The sequence below is a fragment of the [Acidovorax] ebreus TPSY genome (genome assembly GCF_000022305.1).
Lineage (GTDB): Bacteria > Pseudomonadota > Gammaproteobacteria > Burkholderiales > Burkholderiaceae_C > Diaphorobacter > Diaphorobacter nitroreducens.
The window spans coordinates 990,753-1,009,119 of record NC_011992.1 but is presented as its reverse complement, the minus strand read 5'-3'; the positions used below and the strand labels follow the sequence as shown (position 1 = coordinate 1,009,119).

The following is an 18,367-nucleotide window of genomic DNA, read 5'->3' as shown; positions in this document are numbered from 1 at the left end:
GCGTGGCGCGGCTCAACTGCCCGCCACCTTCATGCGGTTGATGAGGATGGAGCCCACCGTCTTGGCGCCATAGGTGTAGGCGTCGGCACCCACGGCCTCGATGCCGCGCAGCATGTCTTTGAGGTTGCCGGCGATGGTGATCTCGTGCACCGGATAAGCGATGCGGCCGTTCTCCACCCAGAAGCCGCTGGCGCCGCGCGAGTAGTCGCCCGTCACGTAGTTCACGCCCTGGCCCATGAGCTCGATCACGAACAGGCCCGTGCCCAGCTTTTGCAGCATGGCGTCCAGGTCGTCGCCGGGCTTCGTAAGGCGCGAAGACAGCACCAGGTTGTGCGAGCCGCCGGCGTTACCCGTGGTCGGCATGCCGAGCTTGCGCGCCGAATAGGTGCTGAGGAAATAGCCCTGCACGCGGCCCGCCTCCACCACCTGGCGCGGCGCCACGCGCACGCCCTCATCGTCGAACGGCGAGCTGCCCTTGCCGCCCAGGATGAACGGGTCCTCGGCCACGTCGATGTGCTTGGCGAACACCTGCTTGCCCAGCGAATCGACGAGGAAGCTGCTCTTGCGGTACAGCGCGCCGCCGCTCACGGCCTGCACGAAGCCGCCCAGCAGGCCGGCGGCCAGGGGCGATTCGAACAGCACCGGGCATTCGGTGGTGGGGATCTTGCGGCTGCCCAGGCGGCTCAACGCGCGCTGGGCGGCGTAGCGGCCCACGGCCTCGGGCGCGGCCAGTTCGCGCGCGTCGCGCATGGAGCTGTACCAGGCGTCGCGCTGCATCTCGGCATTGCGCCCCGGCAGCGAGGCGATGGGCGCCACCGAGATGCTGTGGCGCGAACTGGCGTAGCCGCCGCGAAAGCCGCGTGTGTGGGCGCTGAAGAAATGGCTCTGCTGCGCCGACACGCCCGCGCCTTCGCTGTTGGTGATGCGTTTGTGGGTCTTGAAGGCGGCGGCCTCGCACTCCAGCGCGAGAAGCGCGGCCTCTTCGCTGGTGATGGCCCAGGGGTGGAACAGTTGCAGGTCGCGGTGCGTTTCCTGTGGCGCGATGTCGGCCGCGTCGGGCAGGCCGGCCACCGGGTCCTCGGCGGTGAAGCGGGCGATGTCGTAGGCCGCCTGCACCGTGCGCTCCACGGCGGCCAGTGAGAAGTCGGACGTACTCGCATTGCCACGGCGGTGGCCCACGTACACCGTCACGCCCAGCGACTTGTCGCGGTTGCGCTCCACCGTCTCCAGCTCGCCCTTGCGTACGTTCACCGACAGGCCGCAGCCTTCCGAGGCGTCCGCCCCCGCGTCGGTAGCACCCAACTTCTTGGCATGGGCCAGGGCATGGTCCACCAGGCCTTCAAAGAACTCTCGGGTATAGCTGAAGCCGCTGTCGGGCTGGGAAGAAGTGCCGCTGGCGGCGCGGTTGCTGGATGTATTCATAGCGGCGGCTATGATACTTGCCGACCCGCGCCGCCGCGCGGCAGGCGCCATTGCCGCTGCGCCGCGCAGGGCCTGTTTCCGCCCCCAGCACACCCATGTCACGCAAACCCAAAAAAGGCTATTTTGTGAAGGGCCATTTCGTTGCCGAAGGCAGCGAGATGGACCTGCAGCTCAAGGCCGAACTCAAAGGCACCGACGGTGCCACCAAGACCGACCTCAAGCGCGAGATGGAGGCGCTGCAGGACCTGGGCTCCGAGCTGCTCACGCTGCGCAGCGACCTGTTCGCGCGCCTGGACCTGCCCGAAAAGCTCCAGGATGCATTGGCCGAGGCCCGCCGCATCACCAACTTCGAGGGCAAGCGCCGGCAGATGCAGTTCGTGGGCAAGCTCATGCGCAAGCTGGAAGAAGACACCGTAGCGGCCATCCACGCCGCGCTGGACGAGCAGCGCAACGGCTCCGCCGCCGAGAAGCTGGCCCTGCACCAGGCCGAGCACTGGCGCGACCGCCTCATTGCGGACGACAATGCGCTGGCAGCATGGCTGGAGCAGTTTCCGCGCACGGACACGCAACAGATCCGCGCGCTGATTCGCCAGGCGCGCAAGGATGCGCCGTCCGACCATGAGGCCCGGGTGGCCCAGTCGCAGGGCGAGGCCCCGCGCAAGGGGCGTGCCTACCGCGAACTGTTCCAACTGGTGCGCCACCAGATGACCGAAGCGGCCGCCCTGGCCGTGCATGAGGAGCGCGAAGACGATGCCTGACACCCACAAAGCCCCGTCCTACGAGCCGGTCAAGATCGGCATCGTCTCCATCAGCGACCGCGCCAGCAGCGGCACGTACGAAGACAAGGGCCTGCCCGCCCTGCACGACTGGCTCAAGCGCGCGCTGCACAACCCGATTGCTTTCGAGCCGCGCCTGATTCCCGACGAGAAAGAGCGCATCAGCGCCACGCTGGTCGAACTGGTGGACGCTGGTTGCAGCCTGGTGCTGACCACCGGCGGCACCGGCCCCGCGCTGCGCGACGTGACGCCCGAGGCCACGCTGGCCGTGGCCGACAAGGAGATGCCGGGCTTTGGCGAGCAGATGCGCCAGATCTCGCTGACGTTCGTGCCCACGGCCATCCTGTCGCGCCAGGTGGCGGTGATTCGCGGCCAGAGCCTCATCATCAACCTGCCGGGCCAGCCCAAGGCGATTGCCGAGACGCTGGAGGGCCTCAAGGACGACAGCGGCGCACAGCGCGTGACGGGCATCTTCGCCGCCGTGCCCTACTGCATCGACCTGATCGGCGGTCCCTACCTGGAGACACGCCCCGAGGTCTGCAAGGCCTTCCGCCCCAAGACCGCCGTGCGCCCCCAGCGCTGAGCGCGCCGCCCCGCCACGGGGCCGTGCCATGCTGCCCACCGATCGTCCTGCCGCGCCTTCGCGCCCCCGCGGAGGCAACACGTTCCTGGCCGGCCTGGCCATCGCCGGCCTGCTGGTTCCCGAGGCGCTGGCGTACGCCGCCATCGCCGGCGTACCGCCGGCCCATGCGCTGGTGGCGGCGCTCGTCGGGCTGCTCGTCTATCCGTTCATCGGCACCAGCCGCTTCGCCACGCTCTCGGCCACGTCGTCGGCCGCGGCGATCTTCGCGTCCGTCGTGGCGGCGGAAGGCACGGGCGGCGCGTTCGCGCTGGTCGGTGTCACCGGCGGACTGTTCATCGTGGCGGCGCTCGCGCGCGCCGACTTCCTGGCGGCGTTCGTCTCGCGCCCCGTGCTGCGCGGCTTTGCGTGGGCGCTCGCGGTCACCATCGTCGTCAAGCAACTGCCCGGCCTCACGGGCGTTCCGGCCCAGGGCACGCACACGCCCGGCCTGCTGTGGGACTGGCTGGGCAGGCTCGGCAACGCACAGGGTCTGACGGCGGCGCTGGGCTGCGGCGCGCTGGCTCTGTGGCTGGCGCTACAGCGCGCCCAGGCGCGGCATGCCTGGGTGCAGCCCTCGGTGCTGGTGCTGGCGCTGGGCATCGCGCTGTCCGCGGCGCTGCCTTTGGCGGCACACGGCGTGGTGCTAGTGGGGCCTGTCACGCTGCAGGGGCTGCAGTGGGGCTGGCCGCGGCTGGACTGGGACCACTGGGTGCGCGCCGCCCAGGTGGCGCCAGCGCTGATGATGATCCTGTTCGCCGAGTCGTGGGGGTCGGCCCGCTCCCTGGCCCTGCAAGCGGGCGACCGCGTGCACGCGCGGCGCGAGATGCTGGCCCTGGGCGCCGCCAACATCGGCAGCAGCCTGCTGCAGGGCCTGCCCGTGGGCGCAGGCTTCTCGGCTTCGTCGGCCAACTACGAGGCTGGGGGGCACAGCCGCTGGACGGGCCTCGTCGCCGCAGCGGCGATTGCGTTGGCGCTGGGATTGGCGCAAGGCGCACTGGCGCTTGTGCCGCTGCCGGTGCTGTGTGCGGTGGTGATCGGCATCCTGTCGCACAAACTGGGCCCGCGCCCCTTGTGGGCCACGCTGCGCTGGAATGGCGACGCCTGGATGGCATTGGCCGCCGCGGCAGGGGTGTTGGTGCTGGGCGTGCTGTTCGGCATGCTGCTCGCGGTGGGGCTTTCGCTGCTGCTGGCGCTGCGCCGCTTTGCGCAGCCGGCCGCCAGCGAGCTGGGCCGCCTGCCGGGCACGCATGATTTCGTCGCGCTCAAGCTGCACCCGCAGGCGCAGCGCACGTCGGGCGTGCTGGTGCTGCGGCCGGACGAACCGCTGTTCTTTGCCAATGCCGAGGCCATGGCGCACATCGTGGCCACGCACGCAGGAGCCCAGGGCGTGCGCGCCGTGGTGCTGAGCGTGGAGTCCAGCGACGACATGGACGTGACCACGCTGGAGGCCCTGCAGGAGTTGCAGGCCCATCTGGCGCGCCGGGGACTGGCGCTGCTGCTCGCGCGCATCAAGGACCACCCGCGTGCCGCGCTTCAGCGCGCCGGGCTCACGCATATTCCGCTTTTCTGGAGCGTGGACGACGCCGTGGGCGCGGCACAGGGCATGGCCATACCCGAGCAGTCCACTCAACCGTAGCCCCGCCGCCGCGTACCCGGCGTAATGTGGCGGCTTCACCCCGCAAAGGAGCCCCGCATGACCGCCATGATGAAAGCCGCTGTCTTCGTCGAAAAAGGCCGCATCGAACTGGCCGACAAGCCCATTCCCGACGTGGGGCCCAACGACGCGCTGGTGCGCATCACCACCACCACCATCTGCGGCACTGACGTGCACATCCTCAAGGGTGAATATCCGGTGGCCAAGGGCCTGACCGTGGGCCATGAGCCCGTGGGTGTGATCGAGAAACTGGGCAGCGCCGTGCAGGGCTACCAGGAAGGCCAGCGCGTGATCGCCGGCGCCATCTGCCCCAACTTCAACAGCTACGCGGCGCAGGACGGTTATCCCAGCCAGGACGGCAGCTACCTGGTGCCGCGTGGTCTGTGCGGCTGCCACGGCTACAAGGCCACGGCCGGCTGGCGCTTTGGCAATCTGATCGACGGCACCCAGGCCGAGTACGTGCTGGTGCCCGATGCCCAGGCCAACCTGGCGCCCATTCCCGACGGGCTGACCGACGAGCAGGTGCTGATGTGCCCGGACATCATGTCCACCGGCTTCAAGGGCGCGGAGAACGCCAACATCAAGATCGGCGACACCGTGGTGGTGTTCGCACAAGGCCCCATCGGCCTGTGCGCCACCGCCGGCGCACGGCTGCTGGGTGCCACCACCATCATCGCCGTGGACGGCAACGACGACCGCCTGGCGGTTGCGAAGAAGATGGGCGCCGACGTGACGCTGAACTTCCGCAACGTGGATGTGGTGGAGGAGGTGATGAAGCTCACCGGCGGCAAGGGCGCCGACGGCTCCATCGAGGCCCTGGGCACGCAGGCCACGTTCGCCCAGGCCATGAAGGTGCTCAAGCCCGGCGGCACGCTGTCCAGCCTGGGGGTGTACTCGGAAGATCTGTCGATCCCGCTGGCGCAGTTCGCTGCGGGCCTGGGCGACCATACCATCCGCACCGCGCTGTGCCCCGGCGGCAAGGAGCGCATGCGCCGCCTGATGAACGTGATCGCCGCCAACCGCCTGGACCTGGGGCTGCTGGTGACGCACCAGCGCAAGCTGGACGACATCGTGGAGGCCTACGACCTGTTTGCGCACCAGCGCGACGGGGTGCTCAAGATCGCCATCAAGCCTCACTGAGGCGAGCCAACGCCCATCAAGGGAAAATAGGCCGCTAGCGCTTATATATCAAGCGCTGGTAGCTATTGAATTAGGAGCGTTCATCCAACAAAAGGCCCCGGCAGCCCTTCCTCGGGCTCAGAAACCGCGCATCTCGCCCCACTCGCCCCAGGGAGCGCGCGAGGAGCGCAGGGTATTGATGGGCGCCGCCGCATCCTCATAGCCCAGCGCCACGCCAAAGGCCACGCGGTACGGCTCGGGCAGTCCCAGCTGCTGCTGCAGCGTGCCGGCATAGCGGCGCCAGAAGCCCTGGGCGCAGGTGGCCAGCCCATGCTGCACCGCCAGCAGCATCAGCGACTGCAGGTAGATCCCCAGATCAGCCCATTGCGGCTGACCCATGCGCTCGTCCACGCACACAAAAATGCCCACGGGCGCGCCAAACAGCTCGGCATTCTTGGCCAGCTGCTGCAGGCGCCCGGCCTTGTCCTCGCGCGGAATGCCGATGCTGCGGTACAGGTCTTCGCCGTTGGCGAAGCGGCGTGTGCGGTAGGGCTCCCATAGGCCCGGCGGGTAGGACTGGTTGTCCGGTCCTTCCTCGGGTTGCGCCTGGGCGACGACCCCCAACAACTCCTGCAGCGGCGCGCCCGTGAGGGCCACCACGCGCCAGGGCTGCAGATTGCCGCCGGAGGCCGCCTGTGCGGCTTCTTGAAGAATCGTCTGCACCGTCGCCGCGGGGGGCGCGTCGGGCAGGAAGGCGCGCACCGAGCGGCGCGCACGCAGGGCCTGGGTGACTTCCATGGATTATTTACTTGCCAATGATGTCGTTGAGCTTGGCCGCCTGGAATTGCTCGCAGCGCACGGCCTCGTCGGGTACGCAGCCGCCGCTTTGCGGGGTGGACCTGGAGAGCTTTTCAATGGCCTGCCACAGCAGTGCGATCTGGTGCTCCTGCGTGGCGGCAGAATTGATCAGGCCGCGCATGGCCTGGGTCAGCGGGTCGTCCTGCAGGGAGGTCACGCCGTAGGCGCTGAACTTGGCCTCCTCGGGCTTGTGCGGCTCGGTCACATCGGCGCTCTGGCCTTCCTTGGACGGAATGATGCGCGCGGGGATGCCCACGGCCGTCGCACCCGCCGGCACCGGCTTGATGACCACGGCGTTGCTGCCGATCTTGGCCCCATCGCCCACCTCGAAGCCGCCCAGCACCTTGGCGCCCGCGCTCACCACCACGTTCTTGCCCAGCGTGGGATGGCGCTTGGTGCCCTTGTAGAGCGAGGTTCCGCCCAGCGTCACGCCCTGGTAGATGGTGCAGCCGTCGCCGATCTCGGCGGTCTCACCCACCACCACCCCCATGGCGTGGTCGAAGAAAACCCGCTCGCCGATCTTGGCGCCCGGGTGGATCTCGATGCCCGTGAACCAGCGCGCAAAGTGCGAGATGAAGCGCCCCAGCCACTTGAAGCCGTTCGTCCAGCACCAGTGAGCCGGCCGGTGCAGCCAGATGGCGTGCAGGCCGGGATAGCAGGTAATGACCTCCCAGGTGCTGCGCGCAGCCGGGTCGCGTTCGAGGATGCACTGGACGTCAGATCGCAGGCGGGCAAGCATGAAGGGCAATGGTGTAACGAGAAGCTTGGCAGTCTAGCGGTTTGCCTGCGTGGCCTGCAGCATGGATTTGGCGACACCGCGCAGGATGTGGATTTCCTCCTGCGTGAGTTGCGCGCGGTTGAAAAGCTGGTTCAAGCGCGGCATGAGCTTCTTGGGCGCGGCCGGGTCCAGAAAGCCGATGCCCGTGAGCGCCTGCTCCCAGTGCGCCAGCATGCCGGCCACCTGCGCGGCGTCCGCGCGCTCGCCCTGAGGGGCGGACTCCTGCACCGCAAAGCCCTCCCCACGGGTGGCAAGGGCCTGCCGCCATTCATAGGCGATGACCTGTACCGCCGCGCCCAGGTTGAGCGAGCCGAACTGCGGATTGGTGGGAATGCTCAGCGCCACATGGCAGCGGTACACATCCTCATTGGCCATGCCAAAACGCTCGGAGCCGAACAGGAATGCCACGCCGGATTCCGGCGACGGTTTTCTAGCCAAATCAGCCCCTGGCGCTTTGCCATCAAGCGCTGACAGCTCATTATTCAATAGCATCTCGAAATGCTGGCGCGGCGTGCGCGTGGGCGGGCCGAAGTCGCGCGGCGTCATCGCCGTGGCACACAGGTGGCTCACGCCCTCCAGCGCCTCGTCCAGCGTGGCGACGATGCGGGCATGGGCCAGCACGTCCAGCGCGCCGCTGGCCCGCTGGATGGTCTCCTCCTTGCGCAGCACGTTGGGCCAGCGCGGTGCGACCAGCACCAGGTCATCGAAACCCATGGTCTTCATGGCGCGGGCCGTGGCGCCCACGTTGCCGGCGTGGCTGGTCTGGATCAGGATGAAGCGGGTTCTCATGGCGCGAAGTGACTCGGGAGCAAGCCTGCCATTGTCGCCGCTGCTGCAAAGCGCCCGAAGGCCCGCGCGTGCAAGCCCGGAGGGTGATGGGTAAAATGCCCGTTTTGCGCCCGCATCGCCGGCTGCGCGCCCCGCGGCCACCAGCCGCCCCGCTCCTTCGTCACAATCCAATGTCGTCCAATCTGCACCCCATGCTCAACGTGGCCATCAAGGCCGCTCGCGCCGCCGGCGCCATCATCAACCGCGCGGCCCTTGACGTGGAGGCCGTGCGTATTTCGCAAAAGCAGATCAACGACTTCGTGACCGAGGTGGACCATGCCGCCGAGCAGGCCATCATCGAGACGCTGCTCACCGCCTACCCCGGCCACGGCATCCTGGCCGAGGAATCGGGTTCGGAGCACGGCTCCAAGCATTCCGAGTACGTCTGGATCATCGACCCGCTGGACGGCACCACCAATTTCATCCACGGCTTTCCCGTGTACTGCGTGAGCATCGCCCTGGCCGTGCGCGGCAAGGTCGAGCAGGCCGTGGTGTACGACCCCTCGCGCAACGACCTTTTCACCGCCACGCGCGGGCGCGGCGCCTTCCTGAACGAGCGCCGCATCCGCGTGAGCAAGCGCACGCGCCTGGGCGAATGCCTGATCTCCACGGGCTTCCCTTTCCGCCCCGGCGACAACTTCAAGCAATACCTGAACATGATGGCCGAGGTGATGCCCCGCACCGCGGGCCTGCGCCGCCCCGGCGCTGCCGCGCTGGACCTGGCCTATGTGGCCGCCGGCTACACGGACGGCTTCTTCGAGAGCGGCCTGTCGATCTGGGACGTGGCCGCGGGCGGTCTGCTGGTGACCGAGGCCGGCGGTTTGGTGGGCAACTTCACGGGCGAGGCCGACTACATGGAGCAGCGCGAATGCCTGGCCGGCGCGCCACGCATCTATGGCCAGCTGGTGACTCTGCTGGGCAAATACAGCAAGTTCGCCAGCGCGGGCGACAAGGCCGCAGTGCGCCAGGCCGCCGAGGTCACGGAAGTCGCTGGCGTGGCCGACGACGAGGCGGCCGCGCAGTCGCCAGACGACGCCACGCCCACCGCACCGGACAGCGCCGCGGAGGACACCCAGACCCGGCCCACGGCAGCGCCGTAATCCTCACACTCATAAAACAATAGCTGCCCGCGCTTGCTGCAAGCGCCATGGCAGCTATTTTTATTTGAACTGCTGCAGCACTTCAATGGGGATCGGGGTAGCGCTGTGCGATGCCGCGGAAGTCGTCGGCCAGTTCCACGAACGCATCCACCATGTCCGGGTCGAAGTGCGTGCCCCGCCCCTTGAGGATGATGGTGCAGGCCTGTTCGTGGGAGAACGCCGGCTTGTACACGCGCTTGCTGATGAGTGCGTCATACACGTCGGCCACGGCCATCAGGCGCGCAGACACGGGAATGGCGTCGCCCTTGAGGCCTTCGGGGTAGCCCGATCCGTCCCACTTCTCCTGGTGGCTGTACGCGATCTCCTTGGACACGCTGAGGAAGGCCACGCGCATGCCCAGGCGCTGCTCGGCATCCTCGATGGCCTTGCGCCCCAGCGTGGTGTGGGTCTTCATGATCTCGAACTCCTCCACCGTGAGCTTGCCCGGCTTGAGCAGGATGCTGTCGGGGATGCCGATCTTGCCGATGTCGTGCAGCGGCGCCGACTTGTACAGCAGGTCGATCATGCGGTCGTTCAAGGCCGCCTCGAAGCGCGGGTGGTGGCGCAGACGCTCAGCCAGGGCCTTGACGTACAGCTGCGTGCGGCGGATGTGGTTGCCGGTTTCGTTGTCGCGCGTCTCGGCCAGAGAAGTCATCGCCATGATGGTCACGTCCTGGATCGCCTGCACCTCCAGCGTGCGCATCGCCACCTCGCGCTCCAGGTAGGCGCTCTTGTCGCGCAGGAAGTCGGCCGTGGCCTTGAGCGCCAGGTGCGTGGCCACGCGCGCCAGCAGGATGGAGGGGCTGATGGGCTTGGTGATGTAGTCCACCGCCCCCAGCGCCAGGCCTTCGCGCTCGTCGTCGGGATCGGAGCGCGCGGTGAGAAAGATCACCGGAATGTGACGCGTGGCCTCGTTGGCCTTGAGGCGCCGGCAGACCTCGTAGCCGTCGATGCCGGGCATCATGATGTCCAGCAGCAGCAGGTCGGGCGGAGCGTCGGACTGCGCGATTACCAGGGCCTTCTCACCGCTGGCCGCCACCTTGACGCGGTAATGCCCCTGCAGCAGTCCGGCCATGAGCGTCAGGTTGTCGGGCGTGTCGTCCACTACCAGCACGGTGGCGATGGGCTTGTCGACCAGGCGGTCCGGGGCGGCGTTCACGTAGCGTTGCTGATCCATGGGAAGTCCTGCCAAAGAGTTGGTGGGATGGGGCGTCATTCCGCCGGGGCCGCCGGGCATGCCTCCAGCCGCCGCAGCGCGTCGTCATAGGCGAAGCTGCGCACGCTGCGCTCCAGCGCATCGAAGTCCGCACCCAGCAAGGCGGCCAGCCCAGCCGCGTTGCGCTGGAGGTAGTCGCCTGCGGCCGGGTCGTCCGCGCGCAGCAGCGTACGCAGCCCGCGCAGCAGCTGGGCGGGCGTCTGCGGCGGCACGGTGGCCTCGCGAGCGCCCGCGCCCGGGGCCTGCCGGGTCCAGGCACCCAACGCCTGCAGCAAAGGCGCCATATGCTCTGCCAGGGCCGCCAGCAGGGGCTGGAGCGTTTCTGCCGGCGCCTGAGAGCGCAGCGCCTGCTCCAGTGCCTGCGCATGCCGCGACACCGGCTGCGCACCGAGGTTGGCGGCCACCGAGCGCAGCGTGTGCGCGGTGCGCTCGGCCAGTGCCCAGTCCTCCGCCTGTATGGCCGCCTGCAGGTTCTGGACGACGTCACTCTGGCTCAGCGCGAAGCGCTGCAACAGTTCGGCGTACAGCCCCGGCTTACCCGAAGCCCGCTTCAGGCCCAGCGCGGTATCCAGGCCCGGCACGCCCTGTGGCAGGGCAGGCGCGAATGCAGATGCCAGCGGCGCGTTCGCCGGGGGTGCGGGCGAGTGCGATGCCGCCTCGGGGCGCGGCGACAGCCAGCGCACCAGCGTGGCCCACAGCACGTCGGGGTCGATGGGCTTGGGCACGTGGTCGTTCATGCCCGCGGCAAAGCAGCGCTCCCGGTCGGCCTGCATGGCATTGGCAGTCATGGCGATGATCGGCAGGCCGGCATGGCGCGGGTCGGCACGCAGTTGCCGCGTGGCCGTTTCGCCATCCATCACGGGCATCTGCATGTCCATAAGCACCACGTCGTACCGGCGCCGGTCGATGCATGCGATGGCCTCCTGGCCGTTGGACGCCACATCCACGTGCATGCCGGCATCGCGCAGCAGCTCCTGCGCCACGATCTGGTTGAGCTCGTTGTCTTCCACCAGCAGCACCACCGCGCCGCGCAGCACGGCGGGTGCGGCGCCGGACGCAGACCGCGGCAGCGGATGCACGTCCCACGCCTGGGCCAGCGGCTGCATGAGCGTGTCGAACAGCACCGACGCGCTCACCGGCTTGACGAGCACGTTGTCGATCCCCGCGCTGCGCGCTGCGTCCATCACCTCGTCGCGCCCGTGCGCCGTAACCATCAGCATCTGCGGGATATGCGCAAGGCCCAGCCCGCGAATGCGGCGCGCCAACTCGATCCCGTCCATCCCCGGCATGTGCCAATCCAGCAGCAGCAGGCCGTAGGGGCGCTGCTCGGCCACCGCGTCGCGCAGTGCCTGCAGCGCCTGCACGCCCGAGTGCACCTGCGTGGCCTGCAGGCCCATGGTCTGCAGCATGTCCACCAGCACCTGGGCGGCGGTGTGGTTGTCGTCCACCACCAGCACCCGGCAGCCGCGCCAATCGCTGCGCAGCAGCGCGCGGGGCAGGGGCTCGCCACGCTCCAGCGGCACGGTCACCCAAAAGGCCGAGCCATGCCCCAGCTCGCTGCGCACGCCTACCTCACCGCCCATCAACTCGGCCAGGCTCTTGCTAATGGCCAGGCCCAAGCCGGTGCCACCGTATCGGCGCGTGGTAGACGTGTCCGCCTGTTCAAAGCTCTGGAACAAGCGCTGCATCTGCTGCGGCGCGATGCCGATGCCCGTGTCGCGCACCTCGAAGCGCAGCCATACGCGCGCGCCCTCGTTGCGCTCCAGCCGCACCAGCAGATGGATTTCTCCTTGCTCGGTGAACTTAACGGCGTTATTGGCAAAGTTGATGAGGATCTGCCCCAGGCGCAACGCGTCGCCCACCAAGTGCTGCGGCACGTCGGGGGCCACGTCCAGCACCAGCTCCAGCCCCTTGGCCGCCGCCTTGAAGCCCACCACGTCGGCCACGCCTTCCAGCATACGGTCCAGCGCGAAGGGGCTGCGCTCCACCACGAGCTTGCCGGCCTCGATCTTGGAGAAGTCCAGGATGTCGTTGATCACGCCCAGCAGATGTTGGCCCGCCTGCTGCATGCGCACCACGTAGCCGCTTTGGCGCGCATCCAGCCCCGACTTCAGGGCCAGGTGCGACATGCCGATGATCGCGTTAAGCGGCGTGCGGATCTCATGGCTCATGTTGGCCAGGAAACGCGACTTGAGCGCCGCCGTCTCCTCGGCCAGTTCCTTGGCGCGGCGCAGTTCCACTTCGGCGCGCTGGCGGTCGGAGACGTCCACGAAGGTGCCGATGACTCCGCCCGCCGAGCCGTCCGGGCGGTTGAACCCATGCAGCCAGAACATCGTGTGGTGCACCAGTCCATCGGCATACGGCATGGCCACCTCGCGGTGCACGGACTGCGCGCCCCGCAGCGCGGCCTCGGTATCCGCGTGCAGGCGTTCGCGCTCCAGCATGGGCAGGAACTCCAGGTCCAGCACCGTCTTGCCGATGAAGTCTTCCGTATGGATGTCGAAGGCCTGGACATAGGCCCGGTTGAAACCCAGGTAGCGCCCCTGCGCGTCTTTGTAGAAGAGCGGTACCGGAATGGCATCGATCAGCGCCTGCTGGAAGGCGAGCTGCTCGGCCACGCGCGCCTCCAACATCTTCTGGTCATGCACATCCACCTGCACGCCGATGATGCGCGCGGCCTGTCCTGCTTCGTCGCGCACCACGCGCGCGGTACACAGGATCCAGCGCGTACTGCCATCGGCGCGCACGATGCGCCAGGAATCGCGCAGACGGCCGCCGCCCTGGCCGGCCTGTGCCTGCGCCAGCAGGCCTTGCACGCGCGCACGGTCTTCGGGATGGATCACATCCACCCACGCCTGGAACGGCCTCTCTGCGGCATGCCCGTCCTTTTGCGCCGGCAGCGACGCCGCGCCATACAGCTGCTCCAGCTGGGGCGACCACACCATGCGCTGCGTCAGCAGGTTGTAGTCGAACACGCCGATGTGCCCCGCCTCCTGCGCCAGCTCCAGCCGCGCGTTGGCTTCGCGCGTGGCAGCCTCGGCGCGCTGCGCCTCGGTCACGTCCTCGATCACCCACAGCGATGCGATCTGCACGCCCTCCATCTTCAGCCCGCGGCCCGCCATGCGCGCCGTGAACGACGTGCCGTCCGGACGCCGCAGCACGGCCTGCTCGCGCACCGAGCCACCGGCCAGAAGCATGGGAACGGTCCGTGCGGTGAAGGCGCCGTAGCCGGCCTCGCCTCCGAACAGCTCCTGTACCGGGGTTCCCGCCAGGGCCTCGTCCGAGGAGCGCAGCAGTTCCGCCAGGGCGCGGTTGAACTGCCGTATCTGCCCGTCGCAGACGAGCACGATGGGCGGCGCGTTGTCAAAAAGCGCTGTCTGTTGTTCCAGCAGTTCGCTCAGGTGGCGCTCACGCCGCTCCAGCTCTTGCGCGGCCTCGATGCGTGCGGTCACGTCCTGCAGCAGCCCCACGATCGCGATGCGCCGGCCCTTGGCGTCGAACACCGGCGACAGCGTAGCTTCCTCGTGGTACAGGGTGCCGTCCCGGCGCCGGTTCACGAAGCGTCCGCGCCAGGAATGGCCGGCCAGCAACCGGCTCCACATGTCCCGGTAAGTACCGGCGGGCGTGTGTTCGCTGGCGGCTATCGATGGCTTGCGCCCGCGCACTTCACCCAGCGTGTAGCCGGTGTTGCGTTCGTACTGGGGATTGACCCACGCGATCACCCCTTCCGCATCGGTGATGACGATGGAAATGGGGCTGTTCTCCAGTGCCGCGCCCAGCACGGAAAAGCGCTGCATGCTCTCCGCCAGGCGGCGCCGGTTGCGCAGCGCGTCCAGCGCCATGGCACCCACGAGCGCGAAGAGCGCGAACGCGCCCCCTCCCACCATCCAGCGCAACCCCATGGGCATGATGGCACTCATGTCGTCCAGCAACACCAGCTGCCAGGGGCCCGCAGGGTCCTCCCAGTCCACGGCGCGGCGGCCCACGGCATAGCGCACGCCGTCGATCAGCGCTTCGCGGGAGTCGATGGAAAACGGCAGGGCCGACACCAGCCCGTTGTCGAAACGGCTGCCAAACTGGCGCGTGCTGCGCACCGCGTCGATGCGTTCCTGCGTCAGGGGCGCGGTCATCGCGTAGAGCCACTCCGGACGGGTGGAAGAGAACACCACGCCCTGCGGCGACATCAGCAGCACGGGATGCCCCGCCCGCGTGAGCAGGCGGTCGAAATGGGAGAACCCCACCTTGACGGCAACCACACCGATGATGGGACTGGACGGGGTATCGCTCTCATACAGCGGCGCTGCGTAATAGAGGCCGCGCTCCTGCGACGTGCCGCCCAGGGCGGCATATACGGACGCATTGCCCTGCAAGGCCTGCTGAAAATAGGGCCGATGTCCCAGCTGCGCACCGGTCGTGCGGTTACCAGCGGTGTCATGCGCTACCACCGTGCCGTCGCGCGCGATCACGTAGGCGCCATCCACCATGAAGCGGCCGCGGATGACGCCCAGGCGCGCCAGCACCGGCGGCGCATCGTAGGGCAGAAAGCCCTGCGCGGCAGCCTTGAGTGACGGCTCGCTCAAGCCAAGCAAGGTAACCATCCCCAGCAGCGGGCCGTTGCTGCTCTCGCCCAGCAGCGTCTGCTCCATGCCTTCCAGCAGCTGATTGCGTTCGTGTTGGCGCTGTTCCGAGCGCACCAGCGCGACCGCTTCCACTGCCAGCCAGGCACCCAGCGCCGCCAGCACGAGCACCCATAGGGCGCCCCGCAACCACCGGCCCTGTGGGTCGCGCAGCGAATCGCGCAGAACAGCCAGCCGTTCCTTGCGCTCAGGCATGGCCGTCATGCCTGCCAAGGGGCCGAGCGACCAGCCACACGTCGGGGGAGCTTTTCAAGGAAACCTTCATCAGCCCCGTGCTTCGGGGGTCGGTGCAAGATGCGTCACAGACGCGTGGCGCGCCGTGATCCAGTGGGTGCGCGGAGTATGTCAAAACGTAACCATTTTCGCCATCCTGCATGACACTTATCCACCACCTGCCAACAGCAGCGTACCAGCATGTAACAGCGGGAGCGTGTAACCTTCCTGCCCAGTACGATGGCCCGGATCACGCCACCACCAAGGAGACCCCGATGCGACCGTACCTGCGCGCCCAACGTATGACCGCCTCTGTCGTCGCTGCCCTCGCGGTGGTGACGCTGGCGGCCTGCTCAAGCCCCCCCGCCGCATTCCACTACCAGGTGCCGCAACAGCCCGAGGGCTCTTCCGGCTACACGGAGAAGCCCGGCTGGGCTACCGAGCGCTTCGCGGTGGCAGCCGCCAATCCGCTGGCCACCGACGCCGGCTACCAGGTGCTGAAGGCAGGCGGCTCGGCGCTGGATGCGGCCATCGCGGTACAGATGGTGCTTACCCTCGTGGAACCGCAGTCCAGTGGCATCGGCGGCGGCGCGTTCCTGCTGCACGCGGCTGGCAGCAAGGTCGAGGCCTACGACGGGCGCGAGACCGCCCCCGCGGCCGCCACGGAGAACCTGTTCATTGGCGCCAATGGCAAGCCCATGGCCTTCCATGACGCTGTGGTGGGCGGGCGCTCGGTCGGCGTGCCGGGTACGGTGCGCATGCTGGAGCAGGCCCACAAGGAACACGGCAAGCTTGCCTGGGCCACACTGTTCGAGCCCGCCATCCAGTTGGCGGAACAGGGCTTCAAGGTCAGTGCGCGCCTGCACACCTTGCTGGCCAATGAGAAGTTCCTCGCGCAGGACCCGGTGGCGCGCGCCTATTTCTTCGATGCCGCCGGCCAACCCTGGCCCGTGGGGCACACGCTCAAGAATCCTGAGCTGGCGAGCGTGCTGCGTGCCATTGCCAGGAACGGCTCCAAGGCGCTGCTTGAAGGGGAAGTGGCCCAGGCCATCGTGGCCAAGGTTCAGGGCCACGCAGGCAATCCCGGCGGGCTCAGCCTGGCCGACTTGGCAGGCTACCAGCCCAAGAAACGGGAGGCCCTGTGCTCCGACTATCAGATTGGCGCAAAGGCGTATCGCGTCTGCGGCTTTCCGCCGCCCAGTTCCGGCGCCATTGCCGTGGCGCAGATCCTGGGCATCCTGAAGAACACCGATGCCACGACCATGCCGTTGCAGGAGGGCCCCCAAGGTTCCGCCGACCCGCTGGGCCCGCTGCCCACGGCCGACTGGCTCTATCTGTACAACGAAGCCGCCCGCCTGGCCTTCGCCGACCGCGCGCAATACGTGGCCGACCCCGATTTCGTGCGCCCCCCTGCCGGCAGCTGGATGAGCCTGCTGGACCCGGCCTACCTCGCCAGCCGCGCACGCCTCATCCAGCCGCAGAGCATGAAGGTGGCCCAGCCCGGAACCCCCGGCGGGGCGCAGACCAGCATGGCGCCCATGCCCGACCAGCCAGAGTACGGCACCAGCCACATCAGCGTCGTCGATGCCCGGGGCAATGCCGTCGCCATGACCACCACCATCGAAGACCAGTTCGGCTCCCGCCAGATGGTCAGCACCAGCAGCGCGCGCAGCGGGGGCTTCCTACTCAACAACGAACTGACCGACTTCAGCTTTGCGCCGAGCGACGCCCAGGGCCGCCCCATCGCCAACCGCGTCGAGCCGGGCAAGCGCCCCCGCTCGTCCATGGCGCCCACACTGGTGTTTGACAAGGCGTCCGGGCGCTTGCTGATGAGCGGAGGCAGCCCGGGCGGCGCGCTCATCATCCACTACACCGCCAAGACGATCTACGGGATCTTCAACTGGGGCCTGACGCCGCAGCAGGCGATCAATCTGCCCAACTTCGGCAACCTCAACGGCCCCACCCTGCTGGAGGAAAAGCGCTTCACCTCCACCACGATCGACAACCTGCGCGCACGCGGCGCGGAAGTGCGCGAGATGAACATGACCAGCGGCCTGCAGGCCATTACGCGCAGCGAAGTGCATGGCAAACCCATGTGGCTCGGCGGAGCGGACCCGCGGCGCGAAGGCGTGGTCATGGGCGACTGAAAGCCCCGATCCCCTCCTGGCGACGCACGGGCGATGCGTCGCCCTTCGTGCGGCAGCGCGTGGACCGCCTGCGCTATTGCGTGCGCCGTTTTCTCCCATTTTCATAGCAGCGCAACGCCCCTCCCCCTGCGGGGGCAGGCTAAACCCTTTACCTGGCGAGGCTGCGTGACTTCGTAGAATGTCACCTTTGTAAGAACGTGTGCGCGGCGCCGCCGACCGTGCCCTGCCTACCGACGGCAGCGTCAGCGTTCTGCAAATCGATCTGGCCCATGCCCCACCCCGCGTGCGGACAGACACGCGCACCCAGCCATCTTCTTGGAGACACCATGCAGGCTTTACTTTCACTGTCGCGGGCCATCGACAGGCTCAACGCGTTCGTGGGCAAGTATTCAATCTGGCTCATCTTCGCATCCACTTTCATCAGTGCCGCCAACGCCATCGTGCGCAAGGCGTTCGACACGAGTTCCAACGCCTTTCTGGAAGTGCAGTGGTACCTGTTCGCATGGTCTTTCCTGATCGCCGCCGGCTGGACGCTGCTCAACCGCGAGCACGTGCGCATCGACGTGGTCAACAGCCGCTTGCCCAAGAAGGTGCAGGTGTGGATCGACATCGTGGGCTTTGCGCTCTTTCTCACCCCGCTGTGCATCACCATCCTGTACCTGAGCGTGCCGGTCGTGATCCAGATGTACCAGTCGGGTGAAGTGTCCGGCAATCCTGGCGGCCTGATCCGCTGGCCCGTATGGGTGGCGATTCCCGTCGGTATCACGCTGCTGATGCTGCAGGGCTGGTCCGAACTCATCAAGCGCATCGCTTTCCTGCGTGGCCAGGGGCCCGATCCCATGGGCAAGCTCAGCGACAAGAGCGCTGAAGAAGAACTGGCCGAGGCGCTGCGCGCCGAAGCTGAGAGAAAGCAGGAGCAGGCCCTGTCCGCCGCTCCCGCCGCGCAACGCTGATCTGC

General features: G+C 68.0%; 13 protein-coding genes. 7 read left to right on the top strand and 6 right to left on the bottom strand.

The features are described from left to right. Positions 1–12: 12 nt before the first annotated feature. Positions 13–1,422, bottom strand: coding sequence for a metalloprotease PmbA (gene pmbA / locus DTPSY_RS04825; RefSeq protein WP_015912698.1), 1,410 nt, complete (start codon positions 1,420–1,422; stop codon positions 13–15). Positions 1,423–1,517: 95 nt separating this feature from the next. On the opposite strand from pmbA, the gene yjgA reads away from it, so the two are divergent. Genes yjgA through DTPSY_RS04805 form a run of 4 tightly spaced genes read left to right on the top strand, consistent with a single transcriptional unit; the run spans position 1,518 to position 5,614 of the window. Continuing rightward, the gene (yjgA, locus tag DTPSY_RS04820) at positions 1,518–2,180 is read left to right on the top strand and encodes a ribosome biogenesis factor YjgA (RefSeq protein WP_015912697.1); all 663 of its coding nucleotides are present in this window, start codon (positions 1,518–1,520) and stop codon (positions 2,178–2,180) included. Beyond that, a complete protein-coding gene (gene mog / locus DTPSY_RS04815) occupies positions 2,173–2,781 on the top strand; it encodes a molybdopterin adenylyltransferase (protein ID WP_015912696.1) in 609 nt (202 codons plus the stop codon). The genes yjgA and mog overlap by 8 nt, the downstream gene beginning before the upstream one ends. 28 nt (positions 2,782–2,809) lie before the next feature. Next, positions 2,810–4,456 (top strand): SulP family inorganic anion transporter, encoded by a 1,647-nt coding sequence (locus DTPSY_RS04810; protein WP_015912695.1) that lies wholly within the window; start codon positions 2,810–2,812, stop codon positions 4,454–4,456. A gap of 57 nt (positions 4,457–4,513) precedes the next feature. Then, positions 4,514–5,614: an NAD(P)-dependent alcohol dehydrogenase gene (locus DTPSY_RS04805; protein ID WP_011804485.1), complete on the top strand. Its 1,101-nt coding sequence runs from the start codon at positions 4,514–4,516 to the stop codon at positions 5,612–5,614. Positions 5,615–5,731: 117 nt separating this feature from the next. On the opposite strand, the gene DTPSY_RS04800 is transcribed toward DTPSY_RS04805, so the two are convergent. The 3 genes from DTPSY_RS04800 to DTPSY_RS04790 are packed head-to-tail and all read right to left on the bottom strand — an operon-like array spanning position 5,732 to position 8,018. Continuing rightward, complete coding sequence (locus tag DTPSY_RS04800; protein ID WP_015912694.1) at positions 5,732–6,391, bottom strand: nitroreductase; 660 nt, start codon at positions 6,389–6,391, stop codon at positions 5,732–5,734. Positions 6,392–6,398: 7 nt separating this feature from the next. Next, positions 6,399–7,190, bottom strand: coding sequence for a serine O-acetyltransferase (gene cysE, locus DTPSY_RS04795; RefSeq protein WP_015912693.1), 792 nt, complete (start codon positions 7,188–7,190; stop codon positions 6,399–6,401). 33 nt (positions 7,191–7,223) lie between these two features. Continuing rightward, positions 7,224–8,018, bottom strand: a complete 795-nt coding sequence (locus tag DTPSY_RS04790) for an RNA methyltransferase (RefSeq protein ID WP_015912692.1) — start codon at positions 8,016–8,018, stop codon at positions 7,224–7,226. 170 nt (positions 8,019–8,188) lie between these two features. On the opposite strand from DTPSY_RS04790, the gene DTPSY_RS04785 reads away from it, so the two are divergent. Beyond that, entirely contained in the window at positions 8,189–9,157 is a 969-nt protein-coding gene (locus tag DTPSY_RS04785; RefSeq protein ID WP_015912691.1) for an inositol monophosphatase family protein, read from the top strand. Positions 9,158–9,239: 82 nt separating this feature from the next. Here DTPSY_RS04785 and DTPSY_RS04780 read toward each other — a convergent pair whose 3' ends face one another. Beyond that, positions 9,240–10,373, bottom strand: coding sequence for a response regulator (locus DTPSY_RS04780; protein WP_015912690.1), 1,134 nt, complete (start codon positions 10,371–10,373; stop codon positions 9,240–9,242). A 35-nt stretch (positions 10,374–10,408) separates the two neighbouring features. Beyond that, positions 10,409–15,244 carry a response regulator gene (locus tag DTPSY_RS04775; RefSeq protein ID WP_015912689.1) on the bottom strand — a complete coding sequence of 1,612 codons (4,836 nt, stop codon included), beginning with the start codon at positions 15,242–15,244 and terminating at the stop codon, positions 10,409–10,411. Positions 15,245–15,537: 293 nt separating this feature from the next. Between DTPSY_RS04775 and ggt the strand changes: the two genes are divergently transcribed. Further along, a complete protein-coding gene (gene ggt / locus DTPSY_RS04770; protein WP_015912688.1) occupies positions 15,538–17,409 on the top strand; it encodes a gamma-glutamyltransferase in 1,872 nt (623 codons plus the stop codon). Positions 17,410–17,735: 326 nt separating this feature from the next. Next, positions 17,736–18,362: a TRAP transporter small permease subunit gene (locus DTPSY_RS04765; RefSeq protein ID WP_015912687.1), complete on the top strand. Its 627-nt coding sequence runs from the start codon at positions 17,736–17,738 to the stop codon at positions 18,360–18,362. The last annotated feature ends 5 nt before the right edge of the window (positions 18,363–18,367 follow it).